Consider the following 23767-nt stretch of genomic DNA (forward strand, 5'->3'; position numbering starts at 1 on the left):
CCAACCCCTGAGATGAGCATCACATGACAGTCGTTCCGGATATGTTTCCCGAGAAAACCGACCGGCGCGCCATTCTTTCCTGGGCGCTTTTCGACTGGGCGGGGCAGCCTTTCTTCACGCTGATCACGACATTTGTCTTCGCGCCCTATTTTGCATCGACACTGGCCGCGACCCCGGCGCAAGGACAATCCCTGTGGGGATATGCGACCGCTGCTGCCGGACTGTGCATTGCGCTTCTGGCGCCAGTGCTCGGCTCCGTCGCCGACGCCAGCGGCCGCCGCAAACGCTGGATCCTTGTTTTTTCCGTTCCCTTTCTCATCTGCTGCTGGGCCATCTGGTATGCCGCTCCCGGCAACCCGCACGCGGTTGCCATCGCACTGACGGCCTTTGCCATCGGAACGCTTTGCGTCGAGATCGCAACGGTCTTCAACAACGCCATGATGCCCTCTCTCGTGCCGGCTGCCCGGATCGGGCGCCTGTCGAGCTTCGGCTGGGCCATGGGCTATGCGAGTGGGCTCGTGACTCTGGTGATAGCGCTCGGCTTTTTCGCCGCCAGCCCCGAAACCGGCAAGACGCTCCTTGGGTTCAAGCCCGTTCTGGGTCTTGATCCGGCAACCCGGGAGGGCGACCGTGTCGTCGGGCCGTTCTCCGCGCTCTGGTATCTCGTTTTCGTATTGCCGATGTTCCTGTTTGTGCCCGACATGCCACACAAGGCCAGACTGGGGCCGGCCATTCGCAAGGGGCTGAGCGATCTTGCGGACAACCTCTCCCGTGCCCGGTCCAACCGGAATATTTTCGTGTTCCTGCTTGCCAACATGATTTTCAAGGACGGCCTGGTCGCACTGTTTGCCTTTGGCGGCATCTACGCTGCGGGTCAGCTTGGCTGGGGATCGATCGAAATCGGCACATTCGGCATCATTCTCACAATCACCGGAGTGCTTGGACTTATGCTGGGCGGACCCATGGACGACCGGTTCGGAGCCCGTCCGGTCATCGTGTTTTCGCTAATCGTGCTGATGATCTGCGGCCTCGGCATGATCTCCATCGACAGGACCACGGTGTTTTTCGTCATCACGACGAAAGCCGCGCCGGAAGGCGCCCTGCTCGCGTCCCTGCCGGAACAGGTCTTCATCGGTCTCGGTGCGGCGATCGGCGCCGTATCCGGCCCCTTGCAGGCCTGCTGCCGCAGCCTGCTGGTCCGTCTCGCTCCTCATGAACACATGACACAGTATTTCGGCCTTCTGGCCCTTTCCGGCAAGGTCACCAGCTTTCTCGCCCCGCTCGCCGTCGGTGTGGTCACCGCGCTCACCGCCAGCCAGCCAGCCGGAATGTCGGTCATTCTGGTGTTTTTCGCAGTCGGACTCACGCTGCTGCTGCTGGTGAAGGAAAGACCCGGCAGTTCAGAACAACCGGCATAAAAAACGCGCCGGCGAAAACACCGGCGCGTCTGATTTTCCAGGCAGTTGCGAAACGGTCAGCCGACCTCGCGCACGTTCCCCAGGAAGCCTTCGACTTCCTGCTGCAGCCTGTTGGCTTCCGCCTGCAGAACGTTGGCCGAGGCGCTGACCTGACGGGCGGCATTGCCGGTGTCGTCGGCGGAGGCGGCAACCTTGACGATGTTCTGCGCGACATCCTGGGTGCCGTTGGAGGCCTCCTGAATGTTGCGGGCGATCTCATCCGTTGCAAGACCCTGTTGTTCGACAGAGGTCTGGATGCTCGAGGAAATCTCGTTCATTTTCTCGATGGTTTCCGAAATTCCCTTGATCGCGTCCACGGAACCGGCGGTTTCGGTCTGCACGGACTGAATCTGCTGAGAGATTTCTTCCGTCGCATTGGCGGTCTGGGTGGCGAGTTCCTTCACTTCGGCGGCAACGACCGCGAAGCCCCTGCCGGCTTCTCCGGCGCGGGCCGCCTCGATGGTCGCATTCAGCGCCAGGAGATTGGTCTGCTCGGCGATGTCGGTAATCAGCTTGACCACTTCGCTGATCCGGTTGGCCGCCATGGCCAGCCCCTCGATCTTGATGTTGGTGGCATGGGCCTGATCGACCGCATGGGCGGCGATTTCCGTGGACCGGGTCATCTGGCGGGAGATCTCGCTGACAGATGCCATGAGTTCTTCCGCCGCGGAGGCGACCGTTTCCACATTGGACGACGCTTCTTCGGAGGCGGCGGCGACCGCCGTACTTTTCTCACTTGTTTCGTCCGCACCGGCGGTCAGTGAGCCGGAAGCCGCATTCAGGTCCTGCACCTGCAACAAGACCGTCTCTGTCAGCTCCGAGATCTGTATATCAAAACTGTGGGACAATTCGCTGATGCGCTCGGCCCGGGCCGTCTGCTGATGCCGGATCTCTTCCTGCTGGGCGGACAGTTCTTCGGCCTGAAGTGCTTTTTCGCGGAAAACCTCGAGTGCCTTGCTGATCTCGCCGATTTCGTCTTCCCTGTCCGTATCCTCGATCGGCTCGTCGTATCGCCGGTCGATCAGTGCCTGGATGCTGGCAACCGCCCGCTTGAGCGGTTGGCGGACGATGCTGTTGCCGACCAGGTAGATCGACAGGGCGACAACAAGAAGCAGGACCACTCCGACACCGGCGATCATTATCGTGATCTGTCTGGAAGCCGCATTCAGAGTTTCGCTCGGAACGTTGACGACGACCGCCAGCCTCGCATCGGTGCCACCAACAGCAACCGGCATGACAATGCGATAAACATCAGCGCTGAGGGAATTCGAATAGCCCTCATAGGCAAACGGCTCCCCGTTCCGGACCGCCTTCAGCAACTGGTCCTGAACCGCCAGATCCGCTTCGGACCGCCGTTCCGACCACGCTTTGCCAAGAACCTCTGCATCGGGATGAGCGATCCACATGCCGTTTTGCGACAGGAGATGAACCGAACCGGTGTCGAGAGGTTTTTGCTGACCAAGCACTTCGGAAAGCGGCGTCAGCAGAATATCCCCGCCGGCAACTCCGATCACCTTGCCGCCGTTCCGGACCGGAATGCCGAAGGAAACACCGGTGACGGTCTTGCCGTCGGCTTCCCAGCTGTAGGGTTCGGTCATATAGTCTTTTTTCGCCACATAAGCGCCGTTGAACCACAGCTGCGATTCGTCACTCATATCGCCGACATTGATTTCATCGATTGGCCGGTAGGCAAGGCTGCCGTCCGCCTTGCGGAAATAATACGGCTGCCAGGCGCCGTTCTCTGCCCAGGTCTTGTCACCGGCGAATTCCGCATCCTTGCCGTCAAGCTGGTCGCCGATGACCGCGCCCCAGGCTCCGGACAGATCCCGGTTGGTCAGCGCCAGGTTCTCGACAACCGCGTTCCAGGCCTGCCGGTCGACGACTTCGGCTTTTTTCAAGCCGCTGAGCACGCTGGCAAGCGCCTGTGCCGATTTCAGGCCTTTTTCCAGGTTGCGCTGAACGAGCTGCGCCTGCTCGTGGGCGACTGTTTCCGCCTCCGCCCGCGCCAGATCACCCGTGATCCGCGAAGCCTGCCAGCCGATGGCACTGATACCAACCACCAAAGCCACAGTCATCGTCGCTGCACTCGCGACAATCAGCTTCGTCGTTACCTTCGCTTTCCTAAACACAGGGCAGTCTCCGCGCATTGCAAAAATGGGCAGATGGGTCATCTACCGCAACTTCACACACGCTACCCCCCGGTCGTTAACAAGACCTTCAAAACTAGGTAATTATGACAGTAATATAGTGAATTGTCACAATACTTTCATATTGGATAGCTGAATCGGTAACAGCGAAATCTAAGCGGTATCAGTGCCGGAAATGCCGCATGCCTGTCAGGACCATGGCAAGCCCGGCTTCGTCCGCCGCGGCAATGACGTCTTCGTCGCGCATGGAGCCGCCCGGCTGGATAACGGCGGTTGCCCCGGCTTCCGCCGCTGACAGAAGTCCATCCGCGAAGGGGAAGAACGCATCCGAGGCAACCACACAGCCTTTGGTGAGCGGTTCCGCAAGACCTGCGGCCTCGGTTGCGTCCAGCGCCTTGCGGGCGGCGATCCGGGCGGAATCGACCCGGCTCATCTGCCCGGCGCCGACGCCAACCGTCGCCCCGTCCTTCGCGTAGACGATGGCGTTGGACTTGACGTGCTTGGCAATCCGGAAGGCGAATTTGAGATCCGCCAGCTCCCGCTCGCTCGGCGCGCGTTTCGTGACCACCTTCAGGTCGAGATCATCAACCACGCCATTGTCACGCGACTGGACCAGAAGACCCCCTGCGACGGATTTGACGAACAGCCCCTTGGCGCGGGCATCCGCGAGACCGCCGGTGACGAGCAGCCTGAGGTTTTTCTTTGCCGCGATGATTTCGAGGGCCGCGTCATCCACGCCGGGCGCTATGATCACTTCGGTAAAGATCTTGACGATTTCTTCCGCCGCCGCCGCATCCAGCGTCCTGTTCAGGGCAACGATACCGCCGAAGGCGGAGACCGGGTCGCAGCGGAGCGCCTTCTCATAGGCGTCCTTCAGGGTCGCCCCTTCGGCGACACCGCACGGATTGGCGTGCTTGATGATGGCGACCGCACCGGTACGGGCCGGATCGAACTCGCTGACCAGCTCAAAAGCCGCATCCGTATCGTTGATGTTGTTGTAGGAAAGTGTCTTGCCCTGAAGCTGCCGCGCGGTCGCCACTCCCGGGCGTTTTTCGCCGGTCTTGTAGAAACCTGCCGTCTGGTGCGGATTCTCGCCATACCGCATGACTTCGGCCAATTCACCGCCAACTGCCCTATGGGCAGGGGTAGCCTCGTCAAGCTGGTCTGCCATCCAGTTGGAAACCGCCGCGTCGTAAGCCGCTGTGCGGGCAAAGGCCTTCAGCGCCAGTTTCTTGCGCAGAACAACCGGCGCCTGCCCGTTATTTGCGTCGAGTTCGGCGATAACGGTGACGTAATCCGCCGGATCGGTCACGACTGTCACATAGGCGTGGTTCTTCGCTGCGGCCCGCGTCATCGCCGGCCCGCCGATGTCGATGTTCTCGATGCCGGCGGCATAATCGGCACCGGAAGCGACAACCTCTTCAAAGGGATAAAGATTGCCGCAAAACAGATCGATGCCGGAAATGCCGTGCGCCGCCATGGCTGCCTGATGATCGCCATCGCCCCGGATGGCCAGGAGCCCGCCATGGACCATCGGGTGCAGCGTCTTCACCCGGCCATCCATGATTTCCGGAAATCCCGTGACTTCGGAAATGTCCAGAACCGCCAGCCCGGCGTCCTTCAGCGCCTTGTGCGACCCGCCGGTCGACACCAGTTCGACACCACGGTCCGCAAGGGCCCGGGCGAAGTCGACGAGACCGGTTTTGTCATAAACCGAAAGCAGCGCGCGCTTGACGGGAACCAGGTCGGGAACAGGAACGGCTTTGGACACAATGGCCATGAATTTGCCTCGCGATAAGGAAGATCCGGGAAGAAGGGTCGCCCTAACACGTCTTCAGGCAAATCGAAAGATCCCAGATCTTTTTCCGGCGAGATCTCAGGACGCGTCCGACTCCGGTTCTTCAAGCGGCAATTCAGCCGGTTCGTCGAAATCGCTGGTGCCGCGCCTGCTCAGCCTGGCAGCAGCCGTCTTGCGGAATTGCCAGCCAACGGACGGCTCTTCTTGCACGGAGCCCGCGATCACGATCTGCTCGGCCTTCCGGTGACCGTACACATCCGACAGATAGATGCTTTCTTCCAGAAGCGGCTCGCTTCCATGAGCGTCGAACTCCCAGGCTTCACCGTCGCGGCACACCAGCAGAATCGCCGTTCCACCGCGAATGAGCGATGCTTTCGTTCCCGGATAAAGATGAAATCGGATTGCGTAGTGGTGCTCCGGATCGATGGCTCCTACCGCGGAGAACGTGTCGATGCCGTCGAGCACCGTTCCGTCGCCCGACAGACGCAGATCCCTTTGATGCATCACTCTGAAATGCGAGGCATAGCCGTCATGTGACGCGATGATGCGGCTTCCGGCCTGGTCGTCCTCGCGTTCCACCGGAACCTTGACTGGGCCGGAGAGTATCGGCGCACCGAGCAGGTGACCGAAAGGCCTGTCAGACAGGAAATGGCAGGAGGACGTATCCTCGATGGTCGCGGTGGAATGCGCGGCGGTCGACCGGCTCACCTTGCGCCAGAGCGGATTGGACTTCGGCGACACACCACAATTCACGACGATGCGGTTCTGTCCGGAGGAAAACTCGAAGGACAGGCACCCGGCATGGGCATCGCCGGACACACCGGGTTCGGGGGCGGGGCCGGTATCGACCAGAACGACGGAGTTCCCGCCGCTCAACCTTTGATATCCGGAATGCGGAGCGTTGAGGGGCGGCGCGCCCCTTGCATCGTCATAGGCCAGGATCGTCGCCACAAGATCGTTCGGCGTGGAGCCCATGCCGTTGAAATGGGCCAGGGCGCCGTCACCATGGCGGAAGAACCGCAGCAGCGGCATCATCCTGTCCACCGACTGCAGCATGGCGGGCGGCATTTCAAGACCCTGGGCGACAAACGCCTGCCGAACAGGCAGAAGATCGGCGAGAATGTCGATAAGCGCGCGCGGATTGCGGGAGATATGCCCTCCGTCGGGGAGGATCTGCCGGTTCAGTTCATGCTCCAGACGGCGAATGCTCTGCCGGGCGAACCGGCCCTGACCCGCCATGGAGATACAGGCCGAGGAGATCGCCAAAGCCGCGTGAAGCCGTTCGACGCCGTCTTCCGTTTCGTTGATGGTCTGGCGCAGGTAACGGATCTGCCGGGCGAGAGACTTGACGAAACCGCGATAAAATTCGTGATCGCCGTCCTGAAGTATGAAAGGGGAATGCGCCAGCCACGAAAGGATGCGCCGCGTCACGACCGAGGCTTCCCAGCCGATGGGGTGCCAGCGTCCGCAGTAGCGGATCCAGTCCTCGACCAGCGCCCGGGCGTTCTGCCGGGCAATGTGGCTGTCGGCGGCCCGCAGGTCGCGCAGCCAGCCGAAGGAATGCAGTTCGCGCTGCCAGTCCTCGTGCGCGGCCTCCAGTTCGAAGGGAGACCGCCCCTGGGTTTCGATCAGATGGCCGGAAAACAGGAAACGCCCACCGTAAATGTCGGCGGCATTGGTCGCATCGGCGGTGCGCAGATCCTGCGGGGCAAGAAGCAGACGCGACGGCACGGCCGAAAACGGCTGCATGCGAAAGATCGGTCCGCCATGCATCCATTTAAGGGAACGTTGCCAAACATGCAGTGCCACAAGACGCCAGACGAGACTTCTTTCATTGAGGCTAGCGATATTCACCAAACCATCCCCGCAACTGATGGTTTATGCGTGTTTATTGGGTATCTCCGGCTTCGTAGTTTGAAAACAATGCATTAAGGTTAGCATTTCATTTAGATGAACATTGCAAGTGAACAGTTTATGCCGCGTTAAAGCCGTCTGAATCTCGCAGCGAAAAACCCGTCCATACCTTTCAGGTCCGTACCGGCGCCCGCCTCATGGCATGGAAGGCAGCGCAAATAACCGGTCTCGGTGATCAGATGGCCGAGGCCGCCGACTTCTGAAGCCTCAATCGGCTCAAGCCTGACCTGCCCCGCCCGACGCTCGGCAAACGCCGCCGCCTGCGCTTCGCCTTCTTCCGGTTCCAGCGAACAGGTGCAATAGACGATCACCCCGCCCGGCTTTACCCAGCCGACAGTCCTGTCCAGGAGATCGGACTGGATTTCACTCAGTTTTTCAATATCGTACGCCTGTTTGGTCCAGGGGAGGTCCGGATGACGGCGGATTGTCCCCGTTGCTCCGCAAGGCGCATCGAGCAGGACCGCATCGAACGGCTCATCCGGTGCGAAGTTCCTGAGGTCGGACGCGATCGTGCGTACCGTCAGGCCCAGACGGGCCATGTTCTCGGTGAGGCGCTTGAGCCGTCCCTTGGAAATATCGACCGCCGTCACCTCGGCCCCGGCCGCGGCGAGCTGCGCTGTCTTGCCTCCGGGCGCGGCGCAAAGATCGGCAGCCTTGACACCCCGGAGATCGCCGAGGAGATGCACGGGCAGCGCGGCGGCCGCGTCCTGGACCCACCATTCGCCGTCTTCAAAGCCCTCAATGGCTTCCACCGGCCCTTTTCGCGTAAGCCGCACGCTGCCGGCGCCGACAATCTGACCACCGAGCCTTTCGGCCCAGCCTTGCGGGTCCGACTTCACTGTCAGATCCAGCGCCGCTTCAGTTTGATGTGCCCTGGCGATCTCGCGCGCCGTCTCCGCTCCGTAAGCTGCCAGCCAGCTTTCCATGAGCCAGTCCGGGGTATTCACCGTGTCCGCGTCGATATCCGCCGTGACATCTTCCCGTTCCCGTCCCAGGCGCCGCAGCACTCCATTGACAAGTCCCTTGTAGGGCCGTGCCCGGCGATCCGCCCCGGCATGTTCGACCGCCAGCGAAACGGCGGCCCTGTCCGGAATGTCGAGATAAAGCATCTGCGCGATCGCCACATGCAGGATGTCCAGCACCCGGCCGGTCTTTTCCGGAATGCCCCGGTCCAGCAGCCTGTCCAGAATGATGGAAATCTCTCCGCGATGCCTCAGGGCGGCTCCCAGGATCGCTCGCACCAGCGAGCGGTCATTACCTGCGAGCGCCCGCAGGCCCGAATGACCGGAGGCGGCATCGAACTCGCCGTCCAGCGGCCGCTTTTTATAAACGACATTCCCAAGGATATCCGCTGCCACCTTGCGGGCTGCGTATCCGGGGTTTTCGGATCTCTCCTGATCCTGCTTCCCGGCGGGTCCCGGGGATCTTTTCGACGGACTTCTCAACTACCTGTCCTACTTGCGGTCCGGACAACCGGACCTGCATGAAAACCAAGCGCCGCAGACCGGTCGTCCGGCTGCGGCGCAATAAGTGCATTCTAGATCAACGTGCTTTCATGTGAAAGCGCTACATAGCAGAAAACCAGGCCTGATTGCGCACGTTACCCCGGCGGAGCCTTATCCCCACGGCCCTTTTGGCCGGGTCACGGTTGCGGAACGGGTCGTCCGTTCGGAACGGCCCCATGGTCCGGAAGAACCCGGGGCGGGCTCGCCGCTGAAGGCGGCCCGGCCACCGGTGCCCAGGCCGGCGGCCGCAAGCTTGCGCAGCTCGTCGATGCGGTTCTGGGTGTTGGGATGCGTGGAAAACAGATTGTCCATCCGCTCGCCGGACAGCGGGTTCATGATGAACATATGCGCCGTTGCCGGATTGGCCTCCGCGTCAGGATTGTGGATCCGTTCAACGCCCCCCGCGATCTTGCCGAGCGCCGAGGCAAGCCACAGAGGCTCGCCGCAGATCTGCGCACCCATCCGGTCGGCCGCATATTCCCGCGTTCGCGAAATCGCCATCTGAACGACCATCGCCGCCATGGGGGCAACGATCATCATCAGGATGACTCCGACGAGTCCAAGTGGATTGTTCCGGTTGCCGCCGAAAAAGAAAGCGAAATTGGCCAGCATGGAGATCGCACCGGCAATCGTCGCGGTGATCGTCATGATCAGCGTGTCATGGTTCTTCACATGCGCAAGTTCATGCGCCATCACCCCGGCGACTTCCTCCGGAGAAAGCATGTTCAAGAGGCCTGTCGTGGCCGCAACCGCAGCATTCTGCGGGTTTCGGCCGGTGGCGAAGGCGTTCGGCTGGGGATTGTCGATGATATAGACCTTGGGCATCGGCAGACCGGCATTGCGCGCGAGCCCCTGCACCATACGGTAATAGTCCGGTGCGCTGCGTTCATCAACCTCGCGCGCATGATGCATGCGCAGGACCATCTTGTCCGCATTCCAGTAGCTGAACAGGTTCATGGCTGCAGCCACTGCCAGGGCAATAATCATGCCCGACTGGCCACCGATCATGAAGCCTATCCCCATGAAAAGGGCGGTCATCCCCGCCAAAAGCATCGCTGTGCGAACGTAGTTCATCGCCGCTGTGATCCGTTTCCTGTTCAGGGGTCAAATATAGCCGGAGAAGAGCGCCCTGAACGCCCGCCTCAGGATTGAAGATGGGGATTGCTGCCATTCTTGGCAAGATTGACCTATATGTGTGTGACAGAAGCCTAATGTTGAAGACAATGAGCCGATGACAGATAAAACCACCTCTGCCTATACATCGACCGAAGTTCCCTCACTGAAAGCGGAAAACGAAAACGCGCCGAAAAGGAACTTCGAGGATCTGCCGCCCGCGGCCCAGAGGGCCCTGCGCGAAGCCGAGGAACGGCGCAAGCAGATCGATGCGAAACAGAAGGCCATGCCGGAAGAACTCAACGGCCGCGGCGGACTCGAGCCGACGCGCTATGACGACTGGGAAATCAAGGGTCTTACGGTGGATTTCTGAGAGCCGGGCTTCACACGGTAATACCGGCTCACGCTTCCGCCAGCTTGCGGACTTCGCAGGCAACCGCCCTGGCCAGATCCGCCTGCGGTTCGGCATCGAAGTGAATGGCGTCGATCGGACTGGCCGAAATCACGGTACCCGTATCGAAAAACGCCGCACCGTATTCCGCCGCCTTGTCCCGGTAGCAGCCGGCAAGCCGGTGGGATTCCCTGTAACTCCTGTCATCGAATTGCGCCGCGAAGGGCGTTCCCTCCAGGCGACCCAGCGGTGGCGGCGACATCAGCAGCACTTTCGGTGCCCGGCCTTCGGTGTCATCGGTCGGCCTGCGGGCGAAATCCAAAAGGCGGCCCATGGAAGCTGCGATGGTCTCCGCATTTGTCGAAAACCGCGTCTTGAGATCGTTCGTTCCCAGCATGATGATCAGGATATCGATGGGCATATGGGTCCGGCGTACGGTTCCCAGGTGCTCAAGACCGTTCCTGTCGCCCATCACAGAATCGTCGTAAACGGTGGTGCGCCCGTTGACGCCTTCTTCCAGGACGTAGAACTCGCGCCCGAGTTCACCTTGCATCCGCCGCGTCCAGCGAATGCTATGGCCGTAGCGGGACTTGTCTACCGGATTGAAGCCCCAGGTGAGGGAATCTCCGAAACAGACCACGGAAATCGGTTCATTTCCTTCCGGCATGAGAAACCTTCTTTATCGGATCAAGATGCTGCGCCGTGGAGTAGAGCGGTTCCCGGCACTTCCGTGCCCGAAATTTCATGAAAGAACCACTGACATTTATCCTTGGTTAATAAGAGATTTACCAAGGACACGCTAGGGTCGGCTCAAAGTTTTGCGTAACGACTGCCGGATCGTTCATGATTGTCAGCCAGAAAGCCTACAGGCGGGGAGCTTCCCTTCCGCATTCCAATCCTTTTCAACGCCTTGCCGCACTCCTGGACGGCGAGACGCCCGGTCGCGACCCGATCGTCATGACAATCGGTGAACCGCAGCACGCGATTCCCGCCTTCACGGCGGACGTGCTCATGGAAAACATCGACGGTTTCCGTCGCTATCCGCCGATCACCGGCACGCCGGAGTTCCGCACCGCAGTCGCCTCCTGGCTGGAACGGCGCTACACTCTGGGTGGCATGATCGATGCGGAGCACGGGGTCCTGCCGCTCAACGGCTCCCGTGAGGGCTTGTCCTTCGGCGCCATCGCCGCACGGGACCAGCTCGACAAGGGGCTGGATCATCCGGTGGTGATACTGCCCAACCCCTTCTACCAGACCTACGCCGCCGCGGCTCATGTGGCCGATGCCGAAGCCGTCCTGCTGGATGCGGTGGCCGCCAACGGTTTTCTGCCCGATCTCGACAGTCTCGATGCGGACCTCCTTGAAAGAACTGTCGCATTCTACATCGCCTCACCGACCAACCCGGAAGGCTATGTCGCCGATATCGCCTATTGGCAGCGCCTGATCGGACTGGCGCGCAAGCACCGGTTTTTCATTTTCGCCGACGAGTGTTATTCGGAAATCTACCGCGAGACCCCGCCCCCCGGCATTCTGGAAGCGGCAAAAGTGATGGGCGGCGGTTTTTCCAATGTCATTGTGCTCAATTCGTTGTCGAAACGATCCAATCTGGCCGGGCTACGCTGTGGTTTTGCAGCAGGCGACCCGGATTTTTTAACGAAATGGGCCCGCTTCCGCGGCCTGGCCGCGCCGCAGGTTCCGCTGCCGGCGCAGGCCGTTGCGGTCCGGGCCTACCAGGACGAGGACCATGTCATCGACAACCGCCGGCTCTACAACGAGAAATTCAAGGCGGCGGAGCGGCATTTGAACCCGATCCTCGGCCCCGTCACCCCGGAAGCAGGGTTCTTCCTGTGGCTCGATACCGGCAGATGGGGGGACTCCGTGACCGTGACCCGCGATCTGTGGCGAACGACCGGCGTCAAGGTCCTGCCGGGAAGTTACCTGGCATCGGATCAGCCCGATGGCAGCAATCCGGCACGAAATTACATTCGCGTCGGTCTGGTCGCACCGCTTGAGAAGACCGAAATCGCACTTGAACGCATGGCAACCTGGTTGGGAGAAAACGCATGAGACGGGCGAGCGCAGTCCGCGGAAACGGCCGCCGGTCTTCAGTGAACCTGCTGGACACCGAAAGCCCGATCAAACGCTTCCTCCGGCGCAATCTTGTCGGAGCGGCAGGTCTTGCCATCATCGCCGTCGCGGCGATGCTGGCAGCAGCGCTGGCGACATGGTCAGTCAGCGACCCGAGCCTCAATCACGCAACGGGTGGACCGGTTCGCAACGCGCTCGGCGCGCCCGGCGCGGTCCTTGCCGATATCGTCATGCAGACCATCGGTCTGGCGACCGCTGTCTTTCTGATCCCCCTGGTCCTGTGGGGGTGGCGCCTGCTCACAGGCCACGACCTGGGCATCGGCCGCAAACGCCTTTTCTACTGGCTGATCGGTTCCGGCCTTGCCGCGGGCGCTCTTGCCGCGCTGCCGGTTCCCGATAGCTGGCCGCTGCCTACTGGCCTTGGCGGCTTCTTCGGGGATATGGTCCACAAGGTTCCGGCGTTGATCACCTCCAACATGACCGGTGGCGCCGCCACCATCGTCGGCGGCCTCGGCCTGGGCGTTCCCTCCGTGCTTTTCCTGCTGGCGGCAGCCGGCTGGCTCGGCTCCGCCGGCCGCCCTGCGGAGCGCACCGAACCCTCCGCAGCGCCCAAGGGTCACGGCAAGTCGCTGGAAGAGGATCTTGGCCTCGACGACGAAGATGGCGAATCCCGCCTCAGCCTCATGGCAAGCGCCTTTGTCGGCCAGTTGGCGCACTGGGGACTGCAGTCCGTCGCCCAGCTTCGCCGTATGACGGGTTTGAAACGCTCTTCGCATCCTGAGGAAGAGATCTGGGATGAAGACGAGGACGTTGATGACGATGACGATCTTGAGGCCGACGACACACATCACGGCAGCCGTCTGAAGGCATTCCGCCGCGCCCTGACCGGCCGTCTGCTCCCCGGCGGGGACGATGACGGCCTGGACGAATTCTACCAGCGTGGGCGCTATGCCGATGGCGAGGAAATCTATGCCGATGATCCGCTCGAGGACGAAGGCGATACATTCGCGCCGGACGAACTTCTGATCGACAAGGGACCGGTTTCCGGCCGCCCGGCGGTCCCGATCGGCATTGCCGCACCTGAACCGGCCCCTAAGGCCTCCGCACCGCAGTCTACCGGACAGGCACCTCAAGCCGGCCGGGTCATCCCTCCTGCTCCGCGTCCGAAACAGAGCAAGCGCGCTATCGACGAGGCCCAGCCCTCCTTTCTCGGCGCGCCGGAGGAATACGAGCTTCCGCCTCTGCACCTTCTCTCAGAGCCGAAGGTGGGGGGCAAGGTGCCCGGGCTCTCCCCGGACGCACTGGAGCAGAATGCCCGTATCCTGGAAGGCGTGCTGGAAGATTTCGGCGTGCGCGGCGAAATCCTCGAGGTGCGCCCCGGACCCGTCGTCACCCTGTACGAACTGGAACCGGCGCCGGGTATCAAGTCTTCCCGTGTCATCGGGCTTGCGGACGACATCGCCCGTTCCATGAGCGCGATTTCCGCTCGCGTTGCGGTCATTCCGGGCAAGAACGCCATCGGCATCGAACTGCCGAACGCCCGCCGCGAGACGGTCTATCTGCGTGAATTGCTGGCGGCCCAGGACTTCGAGAAATCCAAATCGAAACTGGCGCTTGCGCTTGGCAAGACAATCAACGGAGAGAGCGTCGTCGCGGACCTGGCCCGCATGCCGCACCTGCTGGTGGCGGGGACCACCGGTTCGGGTAAATCCGTCTCGATCAACACCATGATCCTCTCCCTGCTCTACCGGCTGACCCCCGAACAGTGCAAGATGATCATGATCGACCCGAAAATGCTGGAACTGTCCATTTATGACGGCATTCCGCACCTCCTGACACCGGTCGTGACCGATCCGAAGAAAGCCGTCGTCGCCTTGAAGTGGACCGTCCGCGAGATGGAGGACCGCTACAGGAAAATGTCCAAGATGGGCGTCCGCAACATCGACGGCTTCAACACCCGCATCAAGCAGGCGCTGGAAAAGGGCGAAAGCTTCACCCGCACCGTCCAGACCGGGTTCGACCGCGACACCGGGCAACCGATTTACGAGGACGAGGACCTGCCGCTCGAGACGATGCCTTATATCGTCGTTGTGGTCGACGAGATGGCCGACCTGATGATGGTTGCCGGAAAGGACATCGAAGGCGCGATCCAGCGGCTCGCCCAGATGGCCCGTGCCGCCGGTATTCACCTGATCATGGCGACCCAGCGTCCGTCCGTGGACGTCATCACCGGCACCATCAAGGCGAACTTCCCGACCCGTATCTCCTTCCAGGTGACGTCGAAGATCGACAGCCGCACGATTCTTGGCGAGATGGGCGCCGAACAGCTGCTCGGCATGGGCGACATGCTGTTCATGGCCGGCGGTGGCCGCATCCAGCGCGTCCACGGGCCTTTCGTGGCCGACGATGAGGTCGAGGACATCGTCAAGCACCTGAAGGTTCAGGGCACACCGCAATATCTGGAAGCCGTCACCGAAGAGGACGAAGGCGGCGACAGCCCCTATGACGGCGGTGGAAGCTCGGGCGGCGGCGACGAGAGCAACGACCTCTACGACAGGGCGGTCGCCATCGTGCTCAAGGACAAGAAGGCTTCGACCTCCTATATCCAGCGACGCCTGTCGATCGGCTACAACCGCGCCGCGTCTCTCATTGAACGCATGGAGCAGGAAGGTCTGATCAGTTCCGCGAACCACGCCGGGAAACGCGAGATTCTCGTGCAAAACGGTGTTGAGGACGATTTTTAGGCCGCATTTGCCAAAGCTTCGCCACACACGGTGACTAGCTAGACTGTAGTGTTAAGATACCGGTTGGCGACGCTAACGACTTAGGGAACTGTCTCATGCTGAAACGCTTCGCTCAATGCCTGCTCAAGCCACTCCTGCGGACGGCGCTTGCCGTGATCCTGTCTGTAACGGCAATGACGGCCGCGCAAGCCCTGACCGCCGAGGAACAGGAAACCCTTCAGGACCTGAATGCCTACTTCAATTCCGTGAAGACCATGCATGGCGACTTCATCCAGTTCGGCCCTGACGGCAGCCAGTCGGACGGAAAGTTCTACATGGCCCGTCCCGGCAAGGTCCGGTTCTACTACAACAAGCCGTCGGTCCTTGACATCGTGGCGGACGGGACGTCCGTTTCCGTGCGCGACCGCAAACTGAACACCCAGGACATCTGGCCGCTGGGCCAGACCCCGCTGCGCTTCTTGCTGTCCGACGACATCAATCTTCAGAAGGACACGAACGTCACCAACGTTCTGGTTGAAGAGGATCTCGTCACCGTGACGATCTTCGACAAGACCAAGTTCAATTCCGGCACGCTGACGCTGATTTTCGATGCCAAGGACTATGCCCTCAAGCAATGGACCGTCACCGACCAGCAGGGCTATGACACCTCCGTCGCGGTCTATAACGTTGTCTCCAATGGCCCGACCAATCCGGACCTCTTCAAGATCGACTACCTGTCCAACGCCCGCCAGAACCAGAACTGACGGGCCGACATCGCCCTGGGCTCTGCGGTCCGTCGAACCGCAAACTCGCCAGCCCTGCAGGATCCTGCAAAGCATGACCGAGACACCCACAGCCCAAACCCGCTCACTGGTGTTCCGGTTGCTGGAAACCTATTGCCAACGCAACGGACTGCGCCTGACGGCCGCCGACCCGCATGGGCATGCGGGACAAGTCGAAAGTCCCGCTGGTAGGCGCTGGTTCTTCAAGGGTACGCGCTTCGATCTCAACAGCTACGGCGCGGCGGAAATCGCCAATGACAAGGCCTATGCCGCCATGTTCCTGAAGCAGGCCGGACTGGCGGTCCCGGCCGGGCAGTTCATTTCCGCCGCCGAGATCCGCGACTGCACACGCTTGCCGGACAGTGTTCTGGATTTCGCCAAACAAACCGGCTTCCCGTTGTTCGTAAAGCCGAATACCGGACGCGAAGGCAGGGACGTGATGCGAATCGACACACGTCACGCGCTTCAGAAAGCCCTGCCTATGCTGGCAAAGCGTCACGACCAGCTGCTGCTGCAGGAAGAGATCGTCGGAACGGAGCTGCGGGTGATCGTGCTGGACGGCGAGATCCTTGCCGCTGTCGAAAGGCATCCACCGAAGGTGAAAGGCGACGGCCAGCGAACCCTCGCCGAACTGATCGAGGCGGAGCCGCGCATCGATGGCGCTGACGGTCGACTTGATTTCGAGCTGTCGCAACATGGCTGGCATCCGGAAACCGTGCTGGCCCCCGGACAAACCGTCACGCTCTTGCCTGTCGCCAATCTTTCATCCGGTGGCACTGCCCGGATCGCCCCCTCGGATCTCTCTCCCGGCCTGACCACCATCGCCCGGCGCGCGGCCGAGGTTCTGAACCTGCGCTATGCCGCGGTGGACCTGATCCTGCCGGATGACAGCCACCCGGACACTCCCGCCATTATTCTTGAAGTCAACGCCGCGCCGGGCCTGAGCAACCTGTCCCGGCAGGGTGCCCAGGAAGCCGCGCTGGTTGAAAAGACTTATGAAGCGCTTTTCGCGGCGCTTTTTGTCATGTGAAGGATATTGGCGAAAAGCGGCGGAGCCCGGTTCCAGAACCCGGCGCCACGGTCGACTTCGATCCGTCTCCTCATTTCATCAGACCTCCAATCAGATTTGAATGGAGGTCTGATGAACGATTTCTACGTGACAGAGTGGAAGAACGCCTGGATCATTCTTCGGAAGCACCAACCTTGCTTGAGATTGCCGGGCTGAAAGCGGGGTGTTGATTTGGGGCATTTGAATCTTCCGGCCCCACTCCCTTCAGGAATTTGAAGAGATCGCTTTCCGTTGACAGAACAAGCGTCGTCCCCCCGGAGATCATGTCCTTGTAGGCCTGCATGGTTCGCGTGAACTCGTAGAACTCCGCTGCGCGGGGATCGATGTTGTATGCCCGCGCATAGATGTCAGCCGCCGAGGCATCGGCCACCCCCCGGATTTCCTCAACCGCCCGGTAGGCTTCGGACTGGACCTTGTTCAGATCCCGCACCCTGTTGCCGCGAATTCTCGCCGCTTCGCCATTACCCTCGGACAGGAAACGTTCGGCGATCTGGCGCCGTTCGGACACCATCCGATCATAGATCTTCGGCCGCACACTTTCGTTGTAGTTGATCCTCTTGAACCGGATATCGAGAAGGGAAATCCCGAAGACGCGGACCTTTTCCGCCGCGGCTGCAAAGATTTCCTGCTCGACGAGAGCGCGCCCTTTCTGGATCGGAAGCAACGCGCCGATATCCTGCGCGAGCTCGTCATCGGTCAGAAGCGAATCCCTCAACGGGGTTCGTCCTTTTGTGGTGCGGATGATCTCGATCAGTTCGTGCTTGGCAACCGCATTTCGTGTCTCGCTACCCAGAATGTCATCGAGACGCGACTGAGCGCTGCGTTCGTCGCGAAGACGCAGGAAGTACTGCAGTGGTTCCGTGATCTTCCAGCGCGCGAACAGATCGACGGAAATGTAGAGCTTGTCCTTGGTGGGCATGTCGGATGGATTGCCGTCCCACTCCAGAACCCGGCGATCGATCCGGTTGACGACCTGGACAAACGGCAGCTTGAACTTGAGACCTGCCGTCGTGACAGGCGCGCCGACAGGTTTGCCGAACTGGGTGATTATAGCCTGTTCGACTTCGTTGACCGTATAAGCGGCGGCAAAGGCGGTCACGACGGCAGCGGCGGCGACTACGGCAAGAATTCCCCAAACGAGCTTCATGGTTTTACCCCCTGTTGCTGGGCACCCTGTTGCCGGTCGAGGTTGAGAAGAGGCAGAATGCTTCCGGTCGATCCGTCGACAATGATCTTCGACTGAATCGAGGGCAGTACATCCTGAAGCGTCTCGATGTAGATCCGCCGCTTTGTGACCGCGGGTGCCTTGACATATTCAGCCAGAAGCGAGCTGAATCGTGCTGCATCGCCTTCAGCTTCATTGATGCGCTTCAGCCGGTAACCGTCGGCTTCGCGGATACGCTGGTCCTTTTCGCCTTCTGCCAGCGGAATGACCTTGCTGTATTCCCGACGTGCCTCGTTGATCAGACGCTCCTTCTCCTGCTGCGCCTGATTGACTTCGTTGAAGGACGCCTGGACAGGTTCAGGAGGATTGATGTTTTTAAGCTGTACCTGGTCGATGCTGATGCCCATGGCATATTTTGTCGTCAGGGTTTGCATCTTCAATAGCGCTTCGGTCTCGATTTCCTGCCGGCCGATGGTGATAACTTCATCGACAGTCCGGTCGCCAACCACTTCGCGCATCACGGACTCCGACACATATCGGAGCGTCGCACCGGGTTCGCGCACTTCGAAAAGGAACTTCAACGGCTCGGAAATCCGGTATTGCACCACCCATTCCACAAGGGCGGCGTTCAGGTCACCGGTGACCATTTCCGTCTCGCGGCGGCCGTCCGCCGGGCTTTGATAGGGATCAACCGCACCGGGTGTCGAAAAGCCGAATTCCTGCTTGAGCTGGCGCTCCACCGGAACGATTGTGGCGACGTCGATACCCATCGGGAATTTGAAATGCAGTCCTGGCGGAACTTCCGAAATGTATTTGCCGAAACGCTGGACAACCGCGACCGAATCGCTGGGAACAGTGTAATACGAAGACCATGCGGCAATCGCTGCAATGGCAATCACGCCGATTGCCAGAATTCTTTTCAAGGACGGCGGGCCCCCGGACCCCATCCCGCCAAACAGTTGCCTGCCTTGCCGGAAAAGGGCTTCGATTTCGGGCGGTGCGCGAGGGGTGGTGTTATTCCACGGTCCCTGGTTTTCCGATGCGGAATTCTGTGAAGCCAAGAGGTTTCTTCCTGCTGTTTTCGGGGAATAAGAGGCAGCGGATGGCACTTTTCGGCGCCATCTTGTCAACGTGCTCTGCAATCCGGAGTCAGGCGCGCCCGTTTGCCGCCAAACCGGATTTTTGACCCATGCGCCGCCGGCCGCGGTTTCGCGGCTGTTCAGCCAGTCCCGATTACGACTTGTCGATCTCGAGCGCCGTCAGGCAAGCCTTTGCCAAATCCCGGCTGGGAGCATCAGAACCGGGGACCGTCGCCCAACCCGTTTCCATGAGAACATCACGGCGCTTGTAGGTGGAGGCTTCGCGGATCGCGGCCAGCTTGCTGACACGTTCCGCGTCGGAACGGGAAATGTCGACACAAACGGGCACCAAAGCCGCGACAACGCTGTCTTCCGACATCGAGTTCGCCATCTTGCTCGCGCTTGCGCCGGTGACCCAGCCACCCCAGGAAAAACCGAGGATAGCGAGGGCCACCGCCCCAGCGCCTGCGCCAACAATCGCGGGTTTCAACCATTCGGGAGTATTCATTTCAAGTCCTCCTGCGGAGAAAGCGCCGCATCGCTCTTTTTAGGTATTTTCGGGAATGTCCCGGTCCTGGCTGAGCATTGTTTCCAGGTCTGTCCCGGAAACATCGAGTTTCTCCATCCTGCCGGCTTTGCCGCCCTTGCCGGCGACGAACACGTAAGTCGCCGTCTTCCGGTAGGCGAGGAAACCCCGGCCTTCCAGACGTTCTTCTTCAATAAGAACCTCGTAGTCGCCGGCGGGAATCACGTCAGGATTGCCCGCCAGTGTGAACGGGCGGAAAAAGGTCACTATCGATCTGGATGACCGTGTTTTCATCGCCGGACTCCATCAACTTGCTGTAGATTTTTCTGAAACGCCCCCACCGACATCCGCCCGCCAGATCGTCGCAGCGCATGAAGATTTCAATGAACGTATTAAGTAATCAGGCGTTTCGCCCTGATCGACGTTAGCGTCCGCCGAAATCTTTCCTGTCGATACACAGGACTGGCGGCTTCTTGCGTCGACCGGAGAGACGGTCATTGCCAATGCTGCCATGGCGAGGATCAAGGGGCGTGTGGCAATTTCACCTTGAAACAAAAACCGGATAGGCGTTATCGCGCATCTTCCGTCCACACCTTGAAATCTGTCAGTGTGTTCTGTCCGAAGGTCTGGGTCAAAGGTACATCGGAAGCATCACGTCCGTGAGCGATAAGAACCCGGGCGAACCTGGGCACATTGTTGCGCGGATCGAACATCCACCATTGACCGTCGAGATAGACCTCCATCCACGCGGCGAAATCTCCGGGAGGATGCGGCTCCGGCTCGCCGATATCGCTGAGATAACCGGTGCAGTAGCGCGCCGGAATGTTCATGCAGCGGCAGAAGCTGATCGCCAGATGCGTGAAGTCGCGGCAAACCCCGCGCCCTTCAGCGAGCGCCTGGGAGGCGGTGCGGGTGGATCGCGCATGCTCGTACCCGAAAGTGATATGACGGTGGACGTAGTCGCAGATGGCCTGAACCCGCGCCCAACCGGAGGGCGTACCTTCGAACAGTCTCCAGGCTTCATCCGACAGAAGGTCCGTATCGCAATACCGGCTTCCCAGCAGGTAGACGAGTGTCTCGAACGGTAAATCCTGAACGGTGTGCTGCTTGGCACCGGGAGATACCGGATCCTGCTGTCCAAGGTCACGGATGATGCCGTCGGTGGTCAGCGTGAAAACACCTGGCGGCGCAACCAGCCGCGTACACCAGTTCCCGAAGCCGTCGCGATAGCTTTCCAGCGGCACACTGGGGGAGGTCGTCAGATAATCCGGGCGCTCGAGGTCGCCGAAACGGGAATAATGCACGTTAAGCATCGCGATCATCGGTGTCGCTTGTGGTAACTGATAACTAAGACGGCAACCCAGACTTATTCTCATTTATCTATTCCTCACGCGGTCCGGCGCCCGAACGATCCGGCAGGCATGCCCGGGCTGGCGGTACTGAGGATAGCGTGAAACCAGCGCGCGGCATGCTGATCGGTGTTAGGGTGTGGACCCAAACAAGGTCAGAATCGGGTATGACTGCGGTTTGCCGGTTGACCGGCTTTCACAACAACAACGGCCCGGCCTGATCCAGATATGCGGGATCGAATTCGGCAAAATCGATCAGCCGGTCATAGTCATCGAATGTCACATGGCCGTTGCGGAAAGTGACCAGTCCGTCTTCCCGCAAATGCCGCAGAACCCTGTTTACATGAACCGCGCTGAGCCCCAGCGCGTCCGCAAGGTGATACTGCGTGAGCGGGCAGGCATATCCCGACTTGTCCCCCAGACCGACCAGCAGCAGCCGGGCTCCAAGCTCGAGCAGGAAATGCGCCATACGCGCGTTGGCGGGGCGGCGTCCGAGACCCACGAGATGCTCGACCACCATCGCCTCGTCTCTTGACGCCGCCCATAAAATGGCGGTCGCCAGCCGGGGGGTCTGCGCGAATGCCTCCAAAAGGTCGCCGGCCGACACTTCGGCCGCCTGAATATCCGTGATCGGCTCAAAGCTATGGTCCGAGGCCCGAAGCAAAACACTGCGCAACCCGAGAAAATCACCGGGTATCTGGAAATCAACGATCTGTCGCGTTCCATCGCGCTGGATCTTGTAGGAGCACACCCAGCCCTCCGACAGGATATACGCCGTCTGTTCGGATTGTCCCTGGTGCACGAGGTCAACTCCGACCCTGAAGGATTTGCGCCGCTCGTGCAGACGCTCCAGCACAGAGAGTTCATTCTTTGAAAGAACCACAAATGCGGCGAGCTTCCGGGTGAAGGGGCTCTCTTCATATGCGTGCAAAGGCCACTCCCAACCCGTTGAAAAACTGTCGAAGACGTCTGCACAGGGACTGCTTTCGATCAGTTCACCATACCGCACTTTCTGCGACTGTAGTGAAGTTCGTCAGGCTCCCGACCGGTCCTGAAGCTTAATTCCCAAGAGGGGCGACCATGATGCCCGACCAGAAAGACCTTTCAGGCATGGCAGCTCTCTCGATTTGCGAGGCACTGCTGCTTGCCCTGGGCGATCAAAACCTTCTTCCCGAGCACGAAATCGAGGGGGTTCTGCGTGATGCGGCCGCCACACACGAGAACGCCGTCGGTCCCGATGAGGTCAGGCAAACTCATCTGGCCGTTGCCGAACTGATCAATCGGATCATCGACAACGGAAGCTCTGTAAGGCGGCCTTAGACCGGAGCGAGCACTGCGCCTTCACCTGCGAGACATCCTGTCTGTCCCACGCCGGCCCATGCCCGGACTCCTCAAGTGTCAACCCGGCCGCTTCAGCGTCGATGCGCTTACAGAACGGCCCTGCCCGAAGCCTTTGAATTCAGGAAAACGCTTTACGGCTTCCGGAAGGCCCCGAGCTTCAGTAATCGCCGAGTTTCATGTCCCGCGAGTAGTCGCCCGGAACTTCCTTCGTCACCGCCTGACCGCAGATGGTCGCGCCCCGTGTGGCGTCATAAGTCAGCGACGGGGAACCGGAGAGATCCCAGCCCTTGTTGAGCGCCTGGGTCACACGGTGGCAGAATTCGCTGTCGTCGATGCCGGTGATGAACCGATAAAGCTTCATGGATATCTCTCGCTTCCTGCAGTCAGCCTCGGGCCACAATCGCATCGGCGATGGCAATCGCCCGGCGGCCCATTTCCGCATGTAGCCGTTCCACCATCTTGCCGTCCACCTGGATCGCACCCTTGTCGGCATTTTCCGGTTTGTCGAATTCCGCATTGATCCGGCGCGCCCAGGCGACTTCTTCTTCCGAAGGGCTGAAAGCCGCGTGGCAGGGGCCGATCTGCTTCGGGTGGATCAGAGTCTTGCCGTCCATGCCCATCTCGACACCCTGCGCGCATTCGGCCTTGAAACCTTCCTCGTCCTGAAAGGCGTTGAAGACACTGTCGAGGATGTCGATACCGCCTGCCCGCGCCGCCGCGAGGCAGGTCATAAGCCAGGGCGTCATGGCCGCCCGGCCCGGGATCAGGCGGGCACGGGTTTCCTTGGCCAGATCGTTGGTGCCCATGACAACGCAGGATAGCCGCACTTCCGGATCCTTGCCGCAGGCACCGATCGCCCCGGCGTTCAGCATCGCTTCCGGCGTTTCCATCATCGCCCAGAGTTTCAAGTCGTGAGACGCCCCGTGAACGGACAACTTGTGGGCAATGCGCTGCAAATCGGCGGGGTTGTTGACCTTCGGCACCAGGATCGCATCCGGCCCGGCCTTGACGGCCGCCGCAAGATCATCCTCTCCCCAGGGCGTACCCAGACCGTTGATCCGGACGACCACCTCGCGCTCGCCGTAACCGCCCGCACTCACCGCATCGACGATCTGCGTCCGGGCCAGTTCCTTCGCATCCGGCACAACAGCGTCTTCCAGATCCAGAATGAGACAATCGACATCCAGCGTTCTGGCCTTTTCCAGCGCACGGGCATTTGACCCCGGCATGTAAAGAGCAGAGCGGCGGGGCTTGAAAACTGCGGTCATCGTCGGGTCCTGCTGGCTGTCGAAACAGAATTCGGTCAACCTAGAGGATCAT

The 23767-nt window shown here is 60.6% G+C and carries 21 protein-coding genes; 7 read left to right on the forward strand and 14 right to left on the reverse strand.

Features of this window, described 5'->3' with window-relative positions:
• Positions 1 to 23 precede the first annotated feature (23 nt).
• Positions 24 to 1418 (forward strand): MFS transporter, encoded by a 1395-nt coding sequence (locus tag OA90_RS05440; RefSeq protein WP_068408299.1) that lies wholly within the window; start codon positions 24 to 26, stop codon positions 1416 to 1418.
• Positions 1419 to 1474: 56 nt separating this feature from the next.
• On the opposite strand, the gene OA90_RS05445 is transcribed toward OA90_RS05440, so the two are convergent.
• From OA90_RS05445 to htpX, 5 genes are all read right to left on the reverse strand, one after another.
• On the reverse strand, positions 1475 to 3586 hold the full coding sequence (locus tag OA90_RS05445; RefSeq protein WP_068408753.1) for a methyl-accepting chemotaxis protein: 2112 nt from the start codon (positions 3584 to 3586) through the stop codon (positions 1475 to 1477).
• Positions 3587 to 3767: 181 nt separating this feature from the next.
• Entirely contained in the window at positions 3768 to 5384 is a 1617-nt protein-coding gene (gene purH, locus OA90_RS05450; protein WP_068408301.1) for a bifunctional phosphoribosylaminoimidazolecarboxamide formyltransferase/IMP cyclohydrolase, read from the reverse strand.
• A gap of 96 nt (positions 5385 to 5480) precedes the next feature.
• Positions 5481 to 7256 (reverse strand): heparinase II/III family protein, encoded by a 1776-nt coding sequence (locus tag OA90_RS05455; protein ID WP_068408755.1) that lies wholly within the window; start codon positions 7254 to 7256, stop codon positions 5481 to 5483.
• A 128-nt stretch (positions 7257 to 7384) separates the two neighbouring features.
• Complete coding sequence (locus tag OA90_RS05460) at positions 7385 to 8674, reverse strand: transcription antitermination factor NusB (protein ID WP_347876831.1); 1290 nt, start codon at positions 8672 to 8674, stop codon at positions 7385 to 7387.
• A gap of 258 nt (positions 8675 to 8932) precedes the next feature.
• Positions 8933 to 9895, reverse strand: coding sequence for a zinc metalloprotease HtpX (gene htpX / locus OA90_RS05465; protein WP_068408305.1), 963 nt, complete (start codon positions 9893 to 9895; stop codon positions 8933 to 8935).
• Positions 9896 to 10052: 157 nt separating this feature from the next.
• On the opposite strand from htpX, the gene OA90_RS05470 reads away from it, so the two are divergent.
• Positions 10053 to 10307, forward strand: a complete 255-nt coding sequence (locus OA90_RS05470; protein WP_068408307.1) for a DUF1674 domain-containing protein — start codon at positions 10053 to 10055, stop codon at positions 10305 to 10307.
• Between the two features lie 28 nt (positions 10308 to 10335).
• On the opposite strand, the gene OA90_RS05475 is transcribed toward OA90_RS05470, so the two are convergent.
• Positions 10336 to 10992, reverse strand: coding sequence for an SGNH/GDSL hydrolase family protein (locus OA90_RS05475; RefSeq protein WP_068408309.1), 657 nt, complete (start codon positions 10990 to 10992; stop codon positions 10336 to 10338).
• Between the two features lie 176 nt (positions 10993 to 11168).
• On the opposite strand from OA90_RS05475, the gene OA90_RS05480 reads away from it, so the two are divergent.
• From OA90_RS05480 to OA90_RS05495, 4 genes are all read left to right on the forward strand, one after another.
• Positions 11169 to 12392 (forward strand): aminotransferase class I/II-fold pyridoxal phosphate-dependent enzyme, encoded by a 1224-nt coding sequence (locus tag OA90_RS05480; RefSeq protein ID WP_068408310.1) that lies wholly within the window; start codon positions 11169 to 11171, stop codon positions 12390 to 12392.
• On the forward strand, positions 12389 to 15157 hold the full coding sequence (locus OA90_RS05485; RefSeq protein ID WP_068408312.1) for a DNA translocase FtsK: 2769 nt from the start codon (positions 12389 to 12391) through the stop codon (positions 15155 to 15157). Before OA90_RS05480 ends, OA90_RS05485 begins: the two co-directional genes overlap by 4 nt.
• A gap of 95 nt (positions 15158 to 15252) precedes the next feature.
• A complete protein-coding gene (locus tag OA90_RS05490) occupies positions 15253 to 15900 on the forward strand; it encodes an outer-membrane lipoprotein carrier protein LolA (protein WP_068408314.1) in 648 nt (215 codons plus the stop codon).
• Between the two features lie 73 nt (positions 15901 to 15973).
• Positions 15974 to 16948, forward strand: a complete 975-nt coding sequence (locus OA90_RS05495) for a hypothetical protein (protein ID WP_068408316.1) — start codon at positions 15974 to 15976, stop codon at positions 16946 to 16948.
• Positions 16949 to 17099: 151 nt separating this feature from the next.
• Here the strand turns inward: OA90_RS05495 and hflC are convergent, their stop codons facing one another.
• From hflC to OA90_RS05525, 6 genes are all read right to left on the reverse strand, one after another.
• Positions 17100 to 18134 (reverse strand): protease modulator HflC, encoded by a 1035-nt coding sequence (hflC, locus tag OA90_RS05500; RefSeq protein WP_068408318.1) that lies wholly within the window; start codon positions 18132 to 18134, stop codon positions 17100 to 17102.
• Positions 18131 to 19075, reverse strand: a complete 945-nt coding sequence (gene hflK / locus OA90_RS05505) for an FtsH protease activity modulator HflK (protein WP_208985979.1) — start codon at positions 19073 to 19075, stop codon at positions 18131 to 18133. The genes hflC and hflK overlap by 4 nt, the downstream gene beginning before the upstream one ends.
• A 310-nt stretch (positions 19076 to 19385) precedes the next feature.
• On the reverse strand, positions 19386 to 19739 hold the full coding sequence (locus OA90_RS05510) for a hypothetical protein (RefSeq protein ID WP_068408322.1): 354 nt from the start codon (positions 19737 to 19739) through the stop codon (positions 19386 to 19388).
• Positions 19740 to 19778: 39 nt separating this feature from the next.
• On the reverse strand, positions 19779 to 20051 hold the full coding sequence (locus OA90_RS05515) for a hypothetical protein (protein WP_068408324.1): 273 nt from the start codon (positions 20049 to 20051) through the stop codon (positions 19779 to 19781).
• A gap of 275 nt (positions 20052 to 20326) precedes the next feature.
• Positions 20327 to 21133: a transglutaminase family protein gene (locus OA90_RS05520; RefSeq protein ID WP_068408326.1), complete on the reverse strand. Its 807-nt coding sequence runs from the start codon at positions 21131 to 21133 to the stop codon at positions 20327 to 20329.
• 169 nt (positions 21134 to 21302) lie between these two features.
• A complete protein-coding gene (locus OA90_RS05525; RefSeq protein WP_068408756.1) occupies positions 21303 to 22037 on the reverse strand; it encodes a Crp/Fnr family transcriptional regulator in 735 nt (244 codons plus the stop codon).
• Between the two features lie 149 nt (positions 22038 to 22186).
• On the opposite strand from OA90_RS05525, the gene OA90_RS05530 reads away from it, so the two are divergent.
• A complete protein-coding gene (locus OA90_RS05530) occupies positions 22187 to 22426 on the forward strand; it encodes a hypothetical protein (RefSeq protein WP_208985980.1) in 240 nt (79 codons plus the stop codon).
• Positions 22427 to 22604: 178 nt separating this feature from the next.
• Here the strand turns inward: OA90_RS05530 and OA90_RS05535 are convergent, their stop codons facing one another.
• On the reverse strand, positions 22605 to 22808 hold the full coding sequence (locus OA90_RS05535; RefSeq protein WP_068408328.1) for a DUF1737 domain-containing protein: 204 nt from the start codon (positions 22806 to 22808) through the stop codon (positions 22605 to 22607).
• Positions 22809 to 22830: 22 nt separating this feature from the next.
• Entirely contained in the window at positions 22831 to 23715 is an 885-nt protein-coding gene (locus OA90_RS05540; protein ID WP_068408760.1) for a CoA ester lyase, read from the reverse strand.
• Positions 23716 to 23767: the final 52 nt, after the last annotated feature.

It is taken from the genome of Labrenzia sp. OB1 (assembly GCF_001624695.1).
Lineage (GTDB): Bacteria > Pseudomonadota > Alphaproteobacteria > Rhizobiales > Stappiaceae > Roseibium.